Source organism: Brevundimonas sp. FV1ps31S (assembly GCF_058681265.1).
On the sequence record NZ_CM178735.1, the window covers coordinates 970,612 to 988,289 of the forward strand.

A 17,678-nucleotide genomic window follows, 5' to 3' on the forward strand; every position below is an offset into this window, starting at 1 on the left:
AGGGGCGAACAACGTCCCGTGTCTACGGACGGAGGGCCAACAGAGCTGAAATACGCTCAATGCGATCAAGCCAAGTTGCGCCTGCCGGCCTGCGCCACTCGATCAGAAGCCGTATGCTCGTATAGTCATCCGCGAGTTGCCGCCCGAAGATCGGTTCGTGGTGTGCGATCCGGTTGCGGAAATGCCGAATGTCTTGGAGCAACCGAAACGCCTGCGCTCGTGCCGCCGGTGTTGGGACCGCCGGGGAAAGGCCGGGGAAGACGGCGTGCATATGCGGCGCCCAAAGGCGCTGGTCCTGGCCGACGGTGAAGACCTTTTCCCAGAAAGCGAAGTTAAGATCCGCGACGACCTTGCCGGTGGTCGGCTGCTTCGCTGCGACGGCCCGAAGATTGACCTGGGGATTGTAGTGATGGGGTTTCTTCGGTGCGGGTAGGCTTCGGATGAAGCCGTTGGACCACGGCCAGTTGGGGCCGTGAACGCGCTCAATAGCCTCGACTACGCCGTTGCGGACCGCGACTTCACATATGTGTAGCGGGACGATGAAGGCCGCCGAGACCTCGGCATTCCAGACGTAGAGCCGCAAGGCGCTAGCCGTGTCGTTTCCGCAGGCCCGAAGATAGGTCGCAAATCGCGGTCCAGAGATGATCGTCGGCAAATCGCGGAGTTCGTCGTCAGTGAACATTTGAAAACCCTGACGTCTCCGGACAGGGCAGGGGGCGCGCCGGTTGACAGGTTTTCACGCCTTCACCATTATATATTGCATCGGCTTTGAGACACGCGGGCGCGAGCCCCCCCTCATTGTCAACGGAAGAAGGAAAGCCCGTCAGAAATGGCGGGCTTTCTGCTGTCTGGCGGATGACTCGGTCGCAGCCTTGATACAGTCGGTGGTGACGGGTCATCCGAGCGCCGCCGCCAGCCGTCCCGCAATCCTCGTTGCGGCCTCTTTGACCGGATTGTCGGCGAGGTGAGCGTAGCGAACGGTGGTCTGGACCTGGGTGTGTCCAAGCAGTTTTCCAATCATCGGGAGACCCTCGCCGCCCAGCACACCGTCCGATGCGAAGGTATGGCGAAGATCATGGATGCGAACGTCGTCCAAAGCCGCCGACGCCCGGATGCGACGCCACGGATGCTGAAGATCGGTCAGGTGGGTTCCCGGCAACTTCCCGACGATGACGTAGGGATTGCCGTCCACCTCCGGCAGCTTGCGTAGGAGTTCAACGACGGCGGCGCCGAGGTAGACGGTCTTAGCCCCGGTCTTGCTGTCAGGAAGGCGAATCCGAGATGCGCCCAGATCGACATAGCTCCACTTGAGCCGCTGGATTTCCCCAAGCCGGCAGCCGGTGAGGAGCAGAAGGCGGAATGCTGCGACGGCGAAGCGGCTTTCCGCGCCTGAGCGCTCGGCCTCGTTGAGGGCCGCGCCCAGGCGCTCGATCTCTTCGGGCGACAGGAAGCGCTCGCGCTTCCGCTCCGGGAAGGGACGAACGTCGTCACAGGGGTTGGTGCGCCGATCCCGCATGCCCCAGACCTCCGCGAGGTTCATCATCTTGGAGAGCACGCCCAGAACCCGATTGGATTGATACGGGGTGTTGGCGTACTTGCCGTGAAGCTCCGCCGCGTCGGCCGAGGTCACCGTCCTGACCCTCTGCCTGCCGAAGAACGGATTGATGAAGAGTTCGACCGCCCGCCGGTACTCATACTGGGTCGAGGGTTTGCAGCGCACCTCGACGTGCTCCTTAAGAAAGCGGGCGCCCAGTTCGGGAATGGTCGCCGCCTGGCGCTCAATATCCCGGAGTGTCGCGGGATCGTCGCCGCCGCCCCGCACGGCGCCCAGCATCCGGTTCGCCTCGCGGCGGGCGATCTCGGCCGTGACTGGTCCGTGCGGACCGATCATCACGCGTCGGGTCCGACCATGCCGACGGTACTGGATCAGATAGAAGCGCTTGCCGCTCGGCATGACCCGCACGCCGAAGCCAGGCAGATCCTCGTCGAAGACAATGTAATCTTTCTCGCGAGGCTCAAGCCGGTCTACCGCTCGCTTCGTCAGCTTCTCATTGGCCATGCCAGCATCCTTTCTCAGACACCGAACTTTCTGACTCTCCGATTCCGTGGCAGCGAGGTGGAAGCGAGAGGCTGGAAAGCTGGGCGAAATACATCGCAGAAAAGATGATTGAGAAGCTCGCGGAGATCAACAGTAACCTAAGTGGTGTATGGTTCTGTCGTACATTTGGATGCTTCAGGGTATTAAAGGAAAACGCTAAAAATCGTCCTCATAACCTGAAGGTCGTAGGTTCAAATCCTACTCCCGCACCCAACGATAACGACACCCCCGTCGCGTAAGCGCCGGGGGTGTTGTCGTTTAGGGTCTTGGAACGCTCGTCCAGCCAATCCAGGATCACGCCGAACTCGCCATACAGCGTCGCGTGCATCTCGCCTCGCTCGGCGCCCGGCGTGAGCACCAACTATCGATCAAACCGCGAAGAGCCGTGGCGGCCTCGTCGCGTTCGGCCGGATGGTTCAGCGCCTGCGTCAGACGCGTACGCTTCTTGCGATAGGTCTCGGCCATGCGCGGGTGGAGATCGACAGGACCGATGGCAGTATCCGCTTGCCGCCCTCCAGCCTCATGGCTGAGGCTGCACGATTGCAACTTGTCAGACCCCATAGCCGGCGCCGCGACTGGCGAACAGGGGCGGCCGGGCTCAGCAGCCGCATTAGGGCGCTGAGAAAACGGTATCGGCCCACCAAAACAGACTGGCGGTCACCTACGACATAACCGCCGCCGATCGCGCCACTGAAGCAACGAGTCACGGCCTGGCGAGGGTCACGCCCGCTTGTAGCCGCTAGCGTCCTGCAGCATCTTGAATGCTGCCCGGTAAAGCCGACAACCTCGCTGCCATGATCAAGATGTTCATGGACAAGGAGAGCGTCTGCGGAGGCTCGAAGTCTCTGGTCAAAGACCGCTATCGATCCCGGCGTCTTCCCCGGCGCACCGTCGCTCAGGAACTTGATGGCCGGCCTGTCGCTCGCAGAGAGAAATTCTCCGGATCAGGTCACGCCTTCTCCGACTATCTCGTGGGCCCCTGTCGCGCTATCGATCACGAGGGACTTTGGAGGTTGGGATGGCGAAGTGGAGTCTGGCGCTGGCGATGGCCGCGTTGCTGACGGGGCCGGCGTTGGCGCAGGGCCCGGCCTCGCCCGTTGATGCTGTCGACGTCTTCATCGGCACGGCGGGCAAGGGCCATACTTTTCCGGGGGCGGTCGCGCCGTTCGGCATGGTGCAACTGAGCCCCGACACCGATTATCGCCCTTTCCGCCAGTCCTATGACTGGGCCGCCGGTTACCGCTACGACGACCCGACGATCTTGGGCTTCTCGCACACCCATTTTTCGGGCACCGGCCATTCCGACCTTGGCGACGTGCTGATCACGCCCCTGGCGGGTGAAATCCAATGGGACCCGGGCGATCCGGCCCAGCCAGGCTCCGGCTATCGATCCCGCTACGACAAGGCGTCAGAGACGGCTGACCCGGGCTATTACGCCGTGACCCTGGCCGACAGCGGCGTGCGGGCCGAACTGACCGCCGGCCTGCGCACGGGTCTGCACCGCTATATGTTCCCGGCGGGCCAGGAGGCGCGGATCCTGCTGGATCTGCGGCCTTCGATCTACGACTATCCGGGCAAGGTCCTGTGGTCGCGCATTCGCGTCCGCCCCGACGGCGTCGTCACCGGGATGCGCGAGACGCGCGGCTGGGCCCCCGGACGTCAGCAGTATTTCGCCATGGCCTTCTCCCGACCGATCGTCGGCCATGCGCTGCAGAACCGCGAGACCGACATCGTCTACAAGGGCTTTCGGCAACCGGGCCGCGGGCTGGACGACCGGGCCCAGGTGCAGGGACGGGCGCTGGAGGCGGCCTTCAGCTTCGGCGCGCTGGACGAACCCCTGATGGTGCGGGTCGCGGTCTCGTCGGTCGACGAAGCCGGGGCGATCGCCAATCTGGCCTCCGAACCCGGGTTCGACTTCGACGCCCAGCGGTCCGAGACGCGGGCGCAGTGGACCGAGGCCCTGTCGGTCGTGGACATCGAGGCGGCACCCGGGATGCGCAAGGGCCTCTATACCGCCCTGTACCACGCCCTGATCGCGCCCTCGGTCGCCTCGGACATCGACGGCCGCTGGCGCGGGCCCGACAATCAGGTGCATCAGCGCGACGCCGTGACCTATTCGACCTTCAGCCTGTGGGACACTTTCCGGGCGGAACACCCGCTGCTCACCCTGGTGCAGCCGGCGGCGCGCAACGCCGACATCGTCAATTCGCTGATCGCGGCCCGCGAGGTCAGCCCCTACGGCATACTGCCGGTCTGGTCGGTCCAGGGGCAGGAGACCTGGACCATGATCGGTTATCACGCCGTGCCGGTGATCGCGGACGCCTATCTGAAGGGCGTTCCCGGCATCGACGGGCAGAAGGCTCTGGACGCCATGATCGCCTCGGCGACCTATCGCCCGTACGGCGGGCTCGGCGACTATATGGACCTGGGTTACGTCCCGATCGACCGGGAGCCGGAGGCGGCGTCCAAGACCGTCGAATACGCCTATGACGACTGGACCATAGCCCGCATGGCGCAGCGGCTGGGCCGTACCGACATCGCGGCCGAGTTCGACCGTCGGGCAGGCTTCTGGAAGAACACCTGGGATCAGGAAACCCGCTTCGTCCGCGCCCGCCTCAGCGACGGCGCCTTCCGCGAACCCTTCGATCCGGTCGCGATCAACTACGGCTCCGACTACACCGAGGGCAACGCCTGGCAGTATTCCTGGTTCGTGCCCCAGGACATGGCCGCCCTGGTCGACGTCATGGGCGGGGATGACGCCACAGTGGCCAGGCTGGACGCCATGTTCGACTACGACAATACCGGCCTGGACTATTCTCATGCCGAGGACATCGCCGGGCTGATCGGACAGTACATCCACGGCAACGAGCCCAGCCACCACTCGGCCTACGCCTATGTCTACGCCGGCCAGCCCTGGCGCACCCAGGAACGGCTGAAGCAGATCGTCGAAAGCCAGTACCATTCGGGACCCGCCGGCCTGGCGGGCAATGACGACGTCGGTCAGATGTCGGCCTGGCTGATGTTCACGGCCATGAGCTTCTATCCGGTCACGCCGGGCTCGGGCCAGTATGTGATCGGCCGCCCGTTCACCGAGCGCACGACCCTGAACCTGCCGAACGGGCGCAGGTTCGTGATCTCGACGGCCGGGCTGGCGGACGCCAATCGCTACATCCAGTCGGTGACCCTGAACGGCCGGCCGCTGGACCGGACCTGGATCGGCCACGACGAGATCACGGCCGGCGGCGAACTGCATTTCGTCATGGGCGCCGAGCCCAACCGGACCTGGGGCGCTGATCCGGCGGTGCGACCCTATTCGATGTCGGACGGCCGCTAGCGCACGAACCCGCGCAGCACATTGGCCTCGGTCGACAGCACCAGTCGGCCGAGGTCGATCCGCTTCGGCTCGGCGAACATCAACCAATAGTATTTCATCTGCTCCGACCACCAGTAGCCGGGGCAGTTGTCGCCCTGGGTCATTGGCCGGGTCGAGATGTCGGTCAGCGCCGTGTACCCAAAGGCGGCCTTGGAACTGGCCTTCATCTGGCGATAGTGGTCCGCGGCGATCACGCGGTAGCGGTCGTTGCGGTCGCCCAGCCAGAGGTTCAGACAGGCGTCGGCCACCTCAGGTCGCAGCCCGGTGCGCAGGGTGCGGGGCCGCCCGGTGGTGACCTCGATCGACTCCGGCACAATGCCGTAGCGGGCCTGCATCGTCTCATAGGTCTTCAGGAAGTCGTCGCCTTCGACCTTGAACCCGGCCTGGCCCAGCAGGCCGGCGAGATAGGCGCCCAGCACGGTCTGGGACGTGTTCGTCACGGCGCCGGTCTCGTAGTCGACCATGGGGAACCACAGCAGACCGTCGTAACGCTTGCCCTGATGGTCGATCATGGCCTTCAGACAGTCCTGCGCCGCACCCTTCAGTTCCGTGTCGTCGAACAGGTCCCAGGCGTCCCAGAGGTATTCGTAGAAACTGTCGGCATAGACGTCGATCGAGGCGTTGCGGCTGATGAACCGGCCCGTTTCCGCGTGGATGTTGGCGGCCATCAGGCCGATGTCCGACCGCATGTTCAGGGCGTGCAGCATCGCGCGCCGCGCCGCCGCATGATATTTCGGATCGCCGGTCAGACGGCTCAGCACCCCGAATTCGGCGATATAGGTGCCGATCTCGGCCAGATTGGTCTCGGGGTCGCGCACGGCGCCGGTCCGCAGGTTCACATAGCGATAGGGCAGACCGTGCGGCGAGGCGTCGAAGGCTTTCAACAGGCGATCCGCCAAATCCCGCGCCTTGACCAAAAGCACCGGATCGCCACAGGCCAGATGCGCCGACAGCAGTCCCCCGACCAGCCGTATATTGGCCTCGAAGACCTGGATGTCGCCGTCGATATCGAAGTCGAGGCTTGTCTTGACCCAGTCGACCCCGGCCTGGAACTCGGCGTCCAGTTCCATCAGCCAAAGGGTGTCCAGGGCCTCGATCAGGGACAGGCCCAGGTCGTGGCCGTCGATAAAGAAGCTCTGCGCCGTGCCCGAGACCGGATTGATCTCGTCGCGCCCCCAGGCCCGGGCGACATAGGCGCGCCAGGCCCATTGAAACTCGGTCCGGACGTCCTGGGCCAGGGCGTTCCAGTCCAGCGGCGCGGCGTCCGTTCGCCGACCGGCGCCGCTCGCCAGCGTTCCCCCGATCAGGGCGACGGCGGATCGGCGGGTCAGGGAAGACAGGCGCATGACGTGGGTTCTCGGTTGAATGTCGCCCCGTGTCTTATCACGAAGCGGCCCGTTGAAAGCCCCGCGCCACGCCTGATCCGAGCGGAAGGTGTCGGGGCCTCTGCAGCGGCGCCATGGAGCCTGATCCGGTCCGTCAGTCTTCCGGCACGCGCAGGCCGTCTTCAAAGGCGTTCCAGGCGTCAAAGCGGAACGTCGGTTGAGGCCGCTGGGAGCGAACTTCGAAAACCAGGGTCTCAGTGGCTGGAGATCCCTGCGGACGGACAGCCTGAACCTGTGCGGAATGGGTTCCTTCGGCCAAGCCCGTGGGGATGGGGAAGCGCCACAGGTGCGAACCATGATCGGCGGCCGAGCCTTGCGGGCGCGGCGGGGCAGGGGCGGCGGAGCCCTGGCGACCCTGGATATAGCCCTGGTTCAGCGGTTCGCCTGAAGCGCTTTCGATGGCTGTTCTGGCGACGGTCAGTTGGCGTTGCAGGGCGAAGGGATCGGCGTAGTCGGGACCCGTATGGGCCGGTTCTCCCCGGGCCTGTTGGGTGCGTTCCATCCGTTGAGGCGCGCCGCCGTCGATCGACACCGTCGCATCGGTGTCGCTGTCGCCCATCCAGATATTGGCGGTGAGCCAGACGCCCGCCTCGATCTCCTGCGGCGTCAGCAATCGCACATCGGGCAAGTCCTGAATGCTTAGTGGCGGCGCATCGCCGCGCTTGTGTTCCGGGGAGTCGCGCCAAGCCAGCAGCACCCGCGCCCAGTCGCGGAAGGCCGGCGTGCTCATGGACAGCCACATCGCCTTTTCGGTCGGCTGACCCGAGGCGAGATAGTCGAGGGTGTAGTCGCCGCCGCTGATGCGCATATCGATATAGCCGCGCGGCGATCCATCGCCCTGCAGGCTCATGGGCGTTCCGCCGATGTCGAAATCGCCGCCCCACCAATCGCCGGCGACCGCGCCGGCGACCACGTGACGGAAGGGAATCGCGTCCACGCCGACGGACAGTTTCCAGCCCTCGAAGGAGTCGCCTGGCGCAAGGTTCTCCAGCGTATGACTGTGCCCTGACAGGTCCAGAACCTTGCGGCCTTTCAGCATCTGATACAGTTCGGCCGCATTGTCGGTCTGATGCTGCCATTGCTCGCGGTTGTCGAAGCCGACAAGCGGGATATGGTGCCCGATCACGATCAGCTTGTCCGGATCGGTCGCCTTCACCAGATTGTCGATGAACCTCATCTGGTCGTCGGTGAATCGCCCGTTATAGGTCTTGCGCGGGTCTTCGCCGCAGAAGTCGCGTCCAAACCGCTCGTAGTCGACCCGACCGCAGGGATAGACGACATTGTCGAGCCCGATGAACAGGACCTGCCCGATTTCAAAGGCGTAGGTGGTCGGTCCATAATCGCGGCGCCAGGTGTCCGAACTGTCGGCGTCCCGGTCGGCGTCGGAATCGTAGTCGTGGTTGCCCTGCACCCACCATTGGGGAACGCCCGCATCGCCCAGCACGTCGGCAAGGCGCGGGATCAGGCCCAGGTCGTCGCCGACGACATCGCCCAGCATGAACAGACAGGCGGGACGGTCCGGTCGGTCTTTCAGTTCGCGCACGAGGGTGTCGCGCGCATAGCCGACCTCCTGATTGGTCGTGGCCTGAATGTCGCCGATGATGGCGCAGACGAAATCGTCTCCCGTCGCACTGGGGGCCAGCGGGAAGTTGACGGCTGCGGGCAGCGGCCCGGTCGGCGCCAGGCCGCCGTAGCGCAACGGCTTGGGCGAACCGGCCGGTTTGTGTTCATAGGCGAACTGGGGGACGAAATTCCTGTCCGTCGGCGTACGCCACCCGCGGGGCTGGATGACGAAGACGCTCATGTCGGCGCGGGCCGGGAGCTGATACCGGCCGTCCGCCCCGGTGATCGCCACATCGCGCCCGTTCGAGACTTTCACGCCCGCAATCCCGTCTTCGGCGCCGTCCAGGCGTCCGTCGCGATCAAGATCATTGAACACCACGCCGACGACATGATCCGGCGACGGAGCCTGCCCCCTGACGATCTCGATCGTCGCGAAATACGGGTCGGTCTCCGCCGCTGAAGCCTGGCTCGCGCCGACAACGATCACGGCGCAGCTCAACAAGCCGCTCCAATTCCTGATCGGGAAACCCATGGCCTCTTCCGTTTCCACCCGCGCGCCGCCGGCGCTTCGGGCATTAAACCAACATAAAATAAACAGATCTGGTCACGCTCGTGAGGTGGCGACGAACACGTGCCCGTCGACCGGCAACCTGTGGATCGCAGTATTTCAGCGGTTCCTTGCGGTTTTGTGACGGCTGCGGCGCTTTCCTGTGAGCTTGATGGCCTGGTGAGGCTTTTGGCGATTGTGTTGGGTTTGTTTTGAAAAAATGACCATAAGTCACAAAACTCCAACATTGCCCCGGTATCACCCGATGCGTCCTGGAGGGGCTAGGGGAGCGGTCGCCAAATGTCCGCGTCGACGCCGTCCAGAGAAGTCATTCAATCTGGGGACTACCGATGAATCGCATGCGACGAACTGCCCGTCATGCCTCCGCTCTGCGCGCCGCGCTTATGCTGGGGACCGTGTTTCCCGTCATGGCTATCATGGCTCCGGCCGTGCAGGCCCAGGACTATACCAATGTCGCCGCGACAGGGCGGGTGACGGATCCAGCGGGTCGACCGATCCCGGGCGCGACGGTGAGCGTCACCTCCAGCGATCGCGGCGTGACGCGGTCCGCGGTCGCCACGGAAAGCGGCGCTTATGCGATTCCGCAGTTGGCGCCGGGATCCTATGATTTCACCATCACGGCCGAAGGTTACGCTCCGTATCGGGAAACCGGCGTCTCCCTGGTCCGTGGAGCGGGCGCGGCGAACACGTTCACGCTCGTGTCGTCCAAGGCTTCGGCCGAAACGGTCGGTGAGATCGTCGTCCTGGGCTCGCGCAAAAGGGTTGTGGCTTTCGAGGACGCCACCACCGGGGCCATTATCAATCTGGGCGAAATCGACCAGCGCGTGCCGATCGCCCGGTCGCTGCAGGACGTCATCCTGATGGCGCCGGGCACGGTGCGCGGCTCCTCCGGTTCGAACGCAGGTTTCGCCGACCAGGTCGCGATCAGCGGCGCTTCGTTCATTGAAAACGCCTATTATGTGAACGGCCTGAACATCACCAACTTCCGCATGGGTCTGGCCCCTGTAGAGGTGCCGTATGACTTCTACCAGTCCGTCGAGGTGAAGACCGGCGGCATGTCGGCGGAGTTCGGTCGGGCGACCGGCGGCGTGGTCAACACCGTGACCAAATCAGGCTCCAACGAGTTTCACGCCAGCGTCCTGAATACCTGGGAGCCGGACGGTTTGCGGTCGACTTCGCCGGCAACCTACAAACGCGACTACGAGGGGGTGGAGCAGTCGCGTCGCGAGACCACGTTCCAGGCCAGCGGCCCGATCATTCGCGACCGTCTGTTCATCTATGGCCTCTATACCGACCGCAAGTTCGAGTCCTTCACGCCGGATGCGAACCAGGACAACGCCACGCGTGTCGAAAACAGCAGCCCGTTCTGGGGCGTGAAGCTCGACGGCTACATAACCGACGACCACCATGTCGAGTTCACCTATTTCGACACCACCAACGAGACCCGCACCCGCGATCTTGAATATGATCGCGCCACGGGTGCGGCGGGCGCCGAGACGGGCGGCGTGAACGGACGGGGCGGCGGCGAGAACTATGTCGCGCGCTACACCGGCGCCCTGACGCCCTGGCTCACCGTGTCCGCCGCCTATGGGGTGAACAAGTTGCGGGACGGCACCTTGCCGCTCGATATCACCAATGAACGGGTGATCGATTATCGCTCCTCGGACGCCGGCGTGGACATCGGCCTTAACAAGGTCACCGACGCCTTTGGCTACACGGACGATGATCGCGAATTCTTCCGCGGCGACGTCGATCTGAACTTCGAACTGGCCGGCACCCACCATGTCCGCTTCGGCTATGATCATGAAACCGATACGTCGGAACAGATCCACCAGACGATGGGGGAGGGGTTCTACAAAATATGGAAGGCGGGGGCGAGCGACGCCGCGCGTCTGGGGATCGCCCCAGGCACCGAATATTACACGACCCGGGTTTACAGCAACAACGGCGTCAGCACAGTCAAGAACGACGCCTTCTATATCCAGGACGACTGGGCGCTTCTCGATGACCGGCTGAAGCTTCAACTCGGGGTCCGCAACGACCGGTTCTCGAACCAGGGCGTGAACGGCGAGTCCTATTATGAATCGGGCGACCAATGGGCGCCTCGACTGGGCGCCTCCTACGACCTCCGCGGCGACGGACTCACCAAGGTCTATGGCTATTACGGCGAATATTTCCTGCCTCTCGCCGGCGATATCAATCTGAACGTGATGGGCGGGCGGATTACCTATACGCGCTACAACCTGCTCAACGGGCTTGATTCAACGAAGAACACCCCTCTGGCGGGCGCGCCCATTCTGGGCGCAAGCGGCTTTTCGGCCTGTCCCGACACGGGAACCGCCAACTGCGAAGTCCAGGCCGACGGATCGCCCGCCGATCCTTCCGGCGCCATCGCCCACAATCTTAGCCCGCAGTCGTCACGTGAGTTCATTCTCGGGATGGAGCACCGCTTCTCGAACCGTATTCGCGCCGGAGCCTATTTCACGCATCGCAAGCTGGACGATGTGATCGAAGACCTCACGGTCGACTTCGGCGCCCGCGCCTACTGCGTCACCCAGGGCTTTTCTGAAGCCGCCTGCGCCGCCGCCTATCCGGGCGGCAGCAACTGGGTGATCGCCAATCCGGGACGCGACGTCACCACCAAGATCAACCCCTTGCCCGATGGATCGACCCCGACCGTGACTCTGAAGGCGGCGGACCTGCTCTATGAAAAGCCGATCCGCAAATACAACGCCGTGACCCTGACCTTCGATCGGGAGTTCGACGGCGTGTGGGGCGTGTCCAGCACCTATACCTGGGCGATGGACAAGGGGAATTATGAGGGCGGCGTCCGGTCCGAGAACGGCCAGCTGGCCGTCAACCGGGTTTCCGACTTCGACTCGCCCGGCTTCCAGAACGGCGCCTACGGCTATCTGCCCAACGACCGGCGTCACACCTTCAAGGCCTACGGCAGCTACCGTCCGCTCGATTTCCTGGATCTCGGCGCCAACATGACGGTCCAGTCGGAGCGTAGCTATAGCTGCATCGGCACCGTGCCGACCGAAGTCGATCCCTACGCCCACGGCTATCATGGCTACAGCTACTACTGTAACGGCGAACTGGTCCCACGCGGCACGGCCTTCAAGGGCGACTGGGTCTACCAGTTCGACGCCAGCGCCGTGGTGCGCGTGCCGATGAAGGGGCTCGACGCCTCTGTGCGTCTGGACGTCTTCAACCTGTTCAACAACAAGGCGGTCACGGCCTATAACGAAGCCGGTCAGCTCAGCAATGATCAGCCGAACTCGAACTACCGACAGCCGGAAGCCTATCAGACGCCGCGATACGTCCGGCTGCAGTTCCGCGTCGGCTTCTGATCCGCGATCGGGGACGGTGCGGCCAGCGCCGCGCCGTCCCCGAACCTCGCGCGATCAACCGATTTCAAACACGGCCCGGCTTAGGCTAGACCGATCAGGCGTCGGGTGTTGGTCCAGCGGTCGCTATGGCGTCACGGGGCCGGAGCGACCCGTCGGCCGAGGGAAAAGGACATCATGCTGAAACGATCGGCCCGCCAACGCGACATCGTGGCGATGCTGCGGGGCGGAACGACCTGGTCGGTGATCGGGCTGGCCCAGGAACTCAACGTCTCCGACGAGACCATCCGTCGTGAACTGCGCGTGCTGGAGGAACAGGGGGTCGTCACGCGTGAGCACGGCGCCGCCCGTCTCGCATCACAGACGCGCGAAGGCCCCCTCCATGAGAGGATGGAGGAAAACGCCGACGCCAAGATGCGCATAGCCCGCGCGGCGGTCGAGTTCGTTTGCGACGGCGACATCCTGTTCATCGATTCAGGAACGACCTCCTGCTATATCGCGCGTCAGCTGGTTGAGCGTCGTTCGCTGACGGTGATCACCAACTCCCTTCAGGTGGCGACCGAACTGGGAGGGATCAACGACAACCGTCTGTTCCTCGCCGCCGGCGAGATGGACTATGAATACCGCGCCTTTTCGGACTCAAACGCCCAGAGCTACGTCTCCGGCTTTACGCCGCATCTCGCCATCCTGTCGGTGGGCGCCATCAGCGCCGATCGCGGACTGATGGATTTCCACCCGGGCGAAGCCACAATGAGCCGGATCGCCTATGCGACGTCCCAGAAGGTCCTGTTGGGAGCGGACTCGTCGAAATTCGGACGTCATGCGCTGATGCACACCGCCGGCCTGGACGACGTCGACATTCTGATTACGGAAAAGCCCCTGGACAAGGTCTTCGCCCAAGCCTTCGCTCATGCCGAGGTCGTCATCGCCTGATCCCTGGACGAGAGGGGGCTGGCCAGCAGGGCCGCGACAAGCGCCAGAGCGGCGCCAAGCAGCGCGACCCCCGCATGGATCAGCCAGAAGGACGCCATGTCCAGCGATTGAAAATAGCCGCCGGCAAAACCGACCCAAAGGCTGGCGAAGAAGCCGTACAGGTAAAACAGCCCGCCCCATCCGCCCGCCCGGCCTTTCGGCGCAAGACCGGTGGCGAGACTGAGGCCCGACGGCCAGACGAGAACGACGGCCAGGTCGACCAACAGCAGATAGGCCAGGAGCCAGGCCAACGAAACCGAGGACCCGCCAACCCGGTCCGCCAAGATCAGGACGAGATATCCGGCAGCGCAGGCCAGACAGCCCAGCACGATCTGCACATGGGGGCCTATAACCACGCCGCGGCGCCCCAAGAACCCGGACACCGCCTGCACGATGAAAATGACCAGGATCGTGAACAGACCATCGAGGGCCAGCAGCCATCCGACTGGAACGGCGCCGAAGCCGAAATCCAGATCGACGTTGTCCTGAGCCCAGACGAGAACGATGTTGCCGATCTGGCCATAGGCGGCGAAGCAGAGGTAGCCGGCCAGCAGTACGAGCCAGAGGCCCGAAACGGCCCGAAGCCCTGACGCCCTTTTGTCCCCTGCAGGGTGTTCCGAGCGGGGCGCCGGCGCCTCTCCGGCAGTCGCTTTCACCAGGAGCCTATAGGTCACGACGCCCGCGACGACGCTGACCGCCGCCAGAACCAGCGCATGACGCCACCCGAACGCCAGGGCGACAGCGCCCATGGCCAGAGGTCCGAAGACCACCCCCGCGTTTAGAAAAACGAGGTAGTATGAATAGGCGCGCCTGCGTTTGGCTTCCTCACCGAAGAGACCGCCGAACTGGGCCGACAGATTGCTCTTCAACAGGCCCGCCCCGGACGCGAATAACAGCAGGCCCGGGAGAAAGCCGTGCAGGGACGCCATCAGCAGAAGTCCAGCCGCCATACTTGCGCCGCCGGCCAACACAGCCGCCCGACGCCCGATCAAGAGGTCGCCGACAAAGCCGCCCAGAGGGATGAAAAGATAAACGAGCGCATTGGCGACGCCGTAGATATAGGAGGCCAGGGCCACCCCAGCGCCATCCCTGCTGGTGATGGAGCCCAGCAGGCCTTGCAGCCACGCCATGCCCAAGACGGAAGCGGATGCAGGCATGACCTGGTTGATCAGCAGGAGCGTGAGCATCGACTTCACGCCTGACAGGGCGAAACGCTCCCAGAATTCCGTCAGTGCCAATCCTGCGAAGTGTGGATTGAGCAGCCCAACCAGATTCCTCGGCAGCCTCATTGCTGCGCCCCCTGCTTCGCATCGACACAGCCCATGCCCCTACTATGGTGACAGGGTGATGACGTCTGCTGCGGCCGCGACGCGCCGCCATTTCCGACAGAGGTGCAAAACTTACTGCTCCGCTGGACCCCAGGCCTAATCGGAACGTATCATGAACATATGGCGCGTCTCGACCTTAGGAAAAAACTGTCGATCCTGGCGGATGCGGCGAAATACGACGCCTCATGTTCGTCCTCGGGGACGTCGAAGCGGGACTCGGTCGGGGGCAAGGGGATCGGTTCGACCGAGGGTATGGGAATCTGCCACGCCTATACGCCGGACGGGCGGTGCGTCAGTCTGCTGAAGATATTGCTGACCAATTTCTGCATCTACGACTGCGCCTATTGCATCAACCGGACGTCGTCGAACGTGGAGCGGGCGCGGTTCGATGTGGACGAGGTGGTGGACCTGACGCTGAACTTCTATCGGCGGAACTATATCGAGGGGCTGTTCCTGTCGTCGGGCGTGATCCGCACCAGCGACTATACGATGGAACAGCTGGTCCTGGTGGCCAAGACGCTGAGGGAGGTCCACGATTTCCGCGGCTATATCCATCTGAAGCTGATCCCCGAGGCCGATCCGAAGCTGGTGGAAATGGCGGGCCTGTATGCGGATCGGCTGTCGGCCAATATCGAACTGCCGCGCGACGAGGCCCTGGCGCGGCTGGCGCCGCAGAAGGACGTCGGGGTCATCAAGAGGGCGATGAGCCAGGTGCGGCTGGGTGTCGAGGCGGCCAAGCCCGGCAAGCGCGACAAGATCAAGCCGCCCAAATTCGCGCCGGGCGGACAGAGCACGCAGTTGATCGTTGGGGCGGACGGGGCGCCGGACACCGAGATCCTGGACCGAAGCGCCTCCCTGTACGGCGGCTATGGGTTGAGGCGGGTCTATTATTCGGCCTTCAGCCCGATCCCGGATTCCAGCTCGGTCCTGCCGCTGTCCAAGCCGCCGCTGATGCGCGAGCACCGGCTGTATCAGGCCGACTGGTTGATGCGCTTCTATGGCTTTTCCGCACCCGAGATCGGGGAAGGGACGGCCGAGGGTATGCTGGACCTGGCGGTCGATCCGAAGCTGGCTTGGGCGCTGAACAAGCGTGCCCTGTTTCCCGTCGATGTGAATCGGGCGTCGCGCGAGATGCTGTTGCGGGTGCCGGGGCTGGGGGTGAAGGCAGTGGACCGGATCATATCGGTGCGCCGGTACCGAACGCTGAGGCTGGAAGACGTCGGGCGGCTGACGCGGTCTGTGGAGAAGCTGAGGCCGTGGATCACGGCGCTGGACTGGACGCCGGGCGGCCTGACCGATGCGGCGGACCTGAAGGCGCGGGTGGCGACGCGGACGCCCGAACAGTTGAGCCTGTTCTGATGCGGACGACGGTGCTGGCGTCGGAGACGGATTTCGACGGGTGGAGAGTGGCCGCGCGCGAGATGCGGCGGGCCGGGGTTGAGCCGGGCGCGGCGCGGTTCGTGGTGGCGGGGGCGGCTGCGTCCGAGGAGGGCTGTTTGTTCGAGGATCCGGCTACTTTTTCTCACCCGCCCTCCACACTTCGTCATCCTCGCCCTTGTGGCGAGGATCCATACGCCGTGATGAAGACGGGGGGCACGCTGGAAACACCGGGAGTATGGATCCTCGGGACAAGCCCGAGGATGACGGATTTGGGGAACAGTGAGCGGGCAAAGTCTGAGTTCTCGGTTCCCGCCGCCTTCGTCGATCTGGCGCGCGAGGTGATCCTGCACCGGTCCGCCGATCGGTTCGACCTGCTGTATCGGCTGCTGTGGCGGCTTAGGGATGAGCCGGATCTGATGAAGGTGATCTCGGACCGGGACGTGGCCGAGGCGATGGAGCGGGCCAAGAACGTCAGTCGGGCCTCGCACAAGATGAAGGCTTTCGTCCGGTTTCGGCAGGTCGAGGATGCGCAGGGCGAAGCCTGGGTCGCCTGGTTCGAACCGCCGCACCGGGTGCTGGAGAAGACCGCGCCCTTCTTCCAGCGACGGTTCACGACGATGCGGTGGTCGATCCTGACGCCGGACGGAGCGGCCCATTGGGATTCGGAGCGGTTGAGCTTCGGGCCGCCGGCCACACGCGACATGGCGCCGGCCGAGGACGAGATCGAGGAGTTCTGGAAGACCTACTACGCCTCGACCTTCAACCCCGCGCGGTTGAAGGTGAAGACGATGCAGGGCGAGATGGCCAAGGGCTATTGGAAGAACCTGCCGGAGGCGGCGTTGATCCCGGAACTGGTGGCGGCGTCGTCGGTTCGGACCGATGTCATGGTCGCCACGCCCGCCCCCGAACCCAACGCCCGTTTCGCCCACGCCGTCGCGCGCGACCTGCACGCGGCGCGGCCGGACGCCGAGGCGGTTGCCGACAGCCTGGCTGAAGTCGAGCGGGGGGTTCAGGCCTGTCGGCGCTGTCCGCTTTATCGCGACGCGACCCAGGGCGTGTGCGGCCAGGGCCCGAAAACGGCGCGGCTGATGATCGTGGGGGAACAGCCGGGCGACCAAGAGGATCTGGCGGGCCGACCTTTCGTCGGACCGGCGGGCCAGGTGCTGGACGCCGCACTGGAAGAGGCCGGGATTGACCGGTCGGACGTCTATGTCACCAACGCCGTGAAGCATTTCAAGCATGAGCCGCGCGGCAAGCGGCGGCTGCACAAGACGCCGAACGCCGGCGAGGTCCAGGCCTGTCGTTGGTGGCTGGACGCCGAGCGTCGGTTGGTCCAGCCGAAAGTGGTGCTGGCCCTGGGGGCGACGGCGGGCCTGGCGATCCTGGGACGCAGGCCGGCGGTGACGAAGGAAAGAGGGCGCCCCCTGGCGCTGGATGGTGGTGCGGTCGGGATGCTGACGGTTCACCCGTCCTATCTGCTGCGGCTGCCTGATGCGGCGGCGAAGGCCGAGGCGCGTCGTGGATTTGTTGATGATCTGATCGCGACCCGGCGTCTTATAAGCTGAAGATCCGAACGAATACGGGGCGGCGGCGTTTGCATGGGTCGCCAGCGTGGCGGTTAGGGAGATCAGATGGGGCGCGCAGCTTCGACACAGTGCGAA

10 protein-coding genes are annotated in these 17,678 nt (G+C 64.4%); 5 read left to right on the forward strand and 5 right to left on the reverse strand.

Annotation, left to right across the window (positions count from 1 at the left end; all coding sequences use genetic code 11):
- Positions 1-22: 22 nt before the first annotated feature.
- Positions 23-682 (reverse strand): hypothetical protein, encoded by a 660-nt coding sequence (locus ACVPT3_RS04505; RefSeq protein WP_492042999.1) that lies wholly within the window; start codon positions 680-682, stop codon positions 23-25.
- Between the two features lie 213 nt (positions 683-895).
- Entirely contained in the window at positions 896-2,059 is a 1,164-nt protein-coding gene (locus tag ACVPT3_RS04510; protein ID WP_492043000.1) for a site-specific integrase, read from the reverse strand.
- Positions 2,060-3,116: 1,057 nt separating this feature from the next.
- Between ACVPT3_RS04510 and ACVPT3_RS04515 the strand changes: the two genes are divergently transcribed.
- Complete coding sequence (locus ACVPT3_RS04515) at positions 3,117-5,432, forward strand: GH92 family glycosyl hydrolase (RefSeq protein ID WP_492043001.1); 2,316 nt, start codon at positions 3,117-3,119, stop codon at positions 5,430-5,432.
- Here the strand turns inward: ACVPT3_RS04515 and ACVPT3_RS04520 are convergent.
- Entirely contained in the window at positions 5,429-6,817 is a 1,389-nt protein-coding gene (locus tag ACVPT3_RS04520; protein ID WP_492043002.1) for a glycoside hydrolase family 47 protein, read from the reverse strand. The genes ACVPT3_RS04515 and ACVPT3_RS04520 overlap by 4 nt on opposite strands.
- A gap of 133 nt (positions 6,818-6,950) precedes the next feature.
- Positions 6,951-8,918: a calcineurin-like phosphoesterase C-terminal domain-containing protein gene (locus ACVPT3_RS04525; RefSeq protein WP_492043003.1), complete on the reverse strand. Its 1,968-nt coding sequence runs from the start codon at positions 8,916-8,918 to the stop codon at positions 6,951-6,953.
- Positions 8,919-9,403: 485 nt separating this feature from the next.
- Between ACVPT3_RS04525 and ACVPT3_RS04530 the strand changes: the two genes are divergently transcribed.
- A complete protein-coding gene (locus tag ACVPT3_RS04530) occupies positions 9,404-12,340 on the forward strand; it encodes a TonB-dependent receptor (RefSeq protein ID WP_492043004.1) in 2,937 nt (978 codons plus the stop codon).
- A 174-nt stretch (positions 12,341-12,514) separates the two neighbouring features.
- Complete coding sequence (locus tag ACVPT3_RS04535; RefSeq protein ID WP_492043005.1) at positions 12,515-13,270, forward strand: DeoR/GlpR family DNA-binding transcription regulator; 756 nt, start codon at positions 12,515-12,517, stop codon at positions 13,268-13,270.
- On the opposite strand, the gene ACVPT3_RS04540 is transcribed toward ACVPT3_RS04535, so the two are convergent.
- Entirely contained in the window at positions 13,246-14,496 is a 1,251-nt protein-coding gene (locus ACVPT3_RS04540) for an MFS transporter (protein WP_492043006.1), read from the reverse strand. The two genes, ACVPT3_RS04535 and ACVPT3_RS04540, sit on opposite strands and share 25 nt — an antisense overlap.
- Before the next feature lie 261 nt (positions 14,497-14,757).
- Here ACVPT3_RS04540 and ACVPT3_RS04545 point away from each other — a divergent pair, with 261 nt between their 5' ends.
- A complete protein-coding gene (locus ACVPT3_RS04545) occupies positions 14,758-15,996 on the forward strand; it encodes a putative DNA modification/repair radical SAM protein (protein ID WP_492043007.1) in 1,239 nt (412 codons plus the stop codon).
- Positions 15,996-17,582: a UdgX family uracil-DNA binding protein gene (locus ACVPT3_RS04550; RefSeq protein WP_492043008.1), complete on the forward strand. Its 1,587-nt coding sequence runs from the start codon at positions 15,996-15,998 to the stop codon at positions 17,580-17,582. The genes ACVPT3_RS04545 and ACVPT3_RS04550 overlap by 1 nt, the downstream gene beginning before the upstream one ends.
- Positions 17,583-17,678: the final 96 nt, after the last annotated feature.

Excerpts from the sequence above, each read along its gene's own strand:
- ACVPT3_RS04515 (WP_492043001.1), top strand. The coding sequence starts at position 3,117 with ATGGCGAAGTGGAGTCTGGCGCTGGCGATGGCCGCGTTGCTGACGGGG.
- ACVPT3_RS04540 (WP_492043006.1), bottom strand. The coding sequence starts at position 14,496 with ATGCTCACGCTCCTGCTGATCAACCAGGTCATGCCTGCATCCGCTTCC.
- ACVPT3_RS04520 (WP_492043002.1), bottom strand. The coding sequence starts at position 6,817 with ATGCGCCTGTCTTCCCTGACCCGCCGATCCGCCGTCGCCCTGATCGGG.
- ACVPT3_RS04550 (WP_492043008.1), top strand. The coding sequence starts at position 15,996 with ATGCGGACGACGGTGCTGGCGTCGGAGACGGATTTCGACGGGTGGAGA.
- ACVPT3_RS04510 (WP_492043000.1), bottom strand. The coding sequence starts at position 2,059 with ATGGCCAATGAGAAGCTGACGAAGCGAGCGGTAGACCGGCTTGAGCCT.
- ACVPT3_RS04545 (WP_492043007.1), top strand. The coding sequence starts at position 14,758 with ATGGCGCGTCTCGACCTTAGGAAAAAACTGTCGATCCTGGCGGATGCG.
- ACVPT3_RS04535 (WP_492043005.1), top strand. The coding sequence starts at position 12,515 with ATGCTGAAACGATCGGCCCGCCAACGCGACATCGTGGCGATGCTGCGG.
- ACVPT3_RS04530 (WP_492043004.1), top strand. The coding sequence starts at position 9,404 with ATGGCTCCGGCCGTGCAGGCCCAGGACTATACCAATGTCGCCGCGACA.
- ACVPT3_RS04505 (WP_492042999.1), bottom strand. The coding sequence starts at position 682 with ATGTTCACTGACGACGAACTCCGCGATTTGCCGACGATCATCTCTGGA.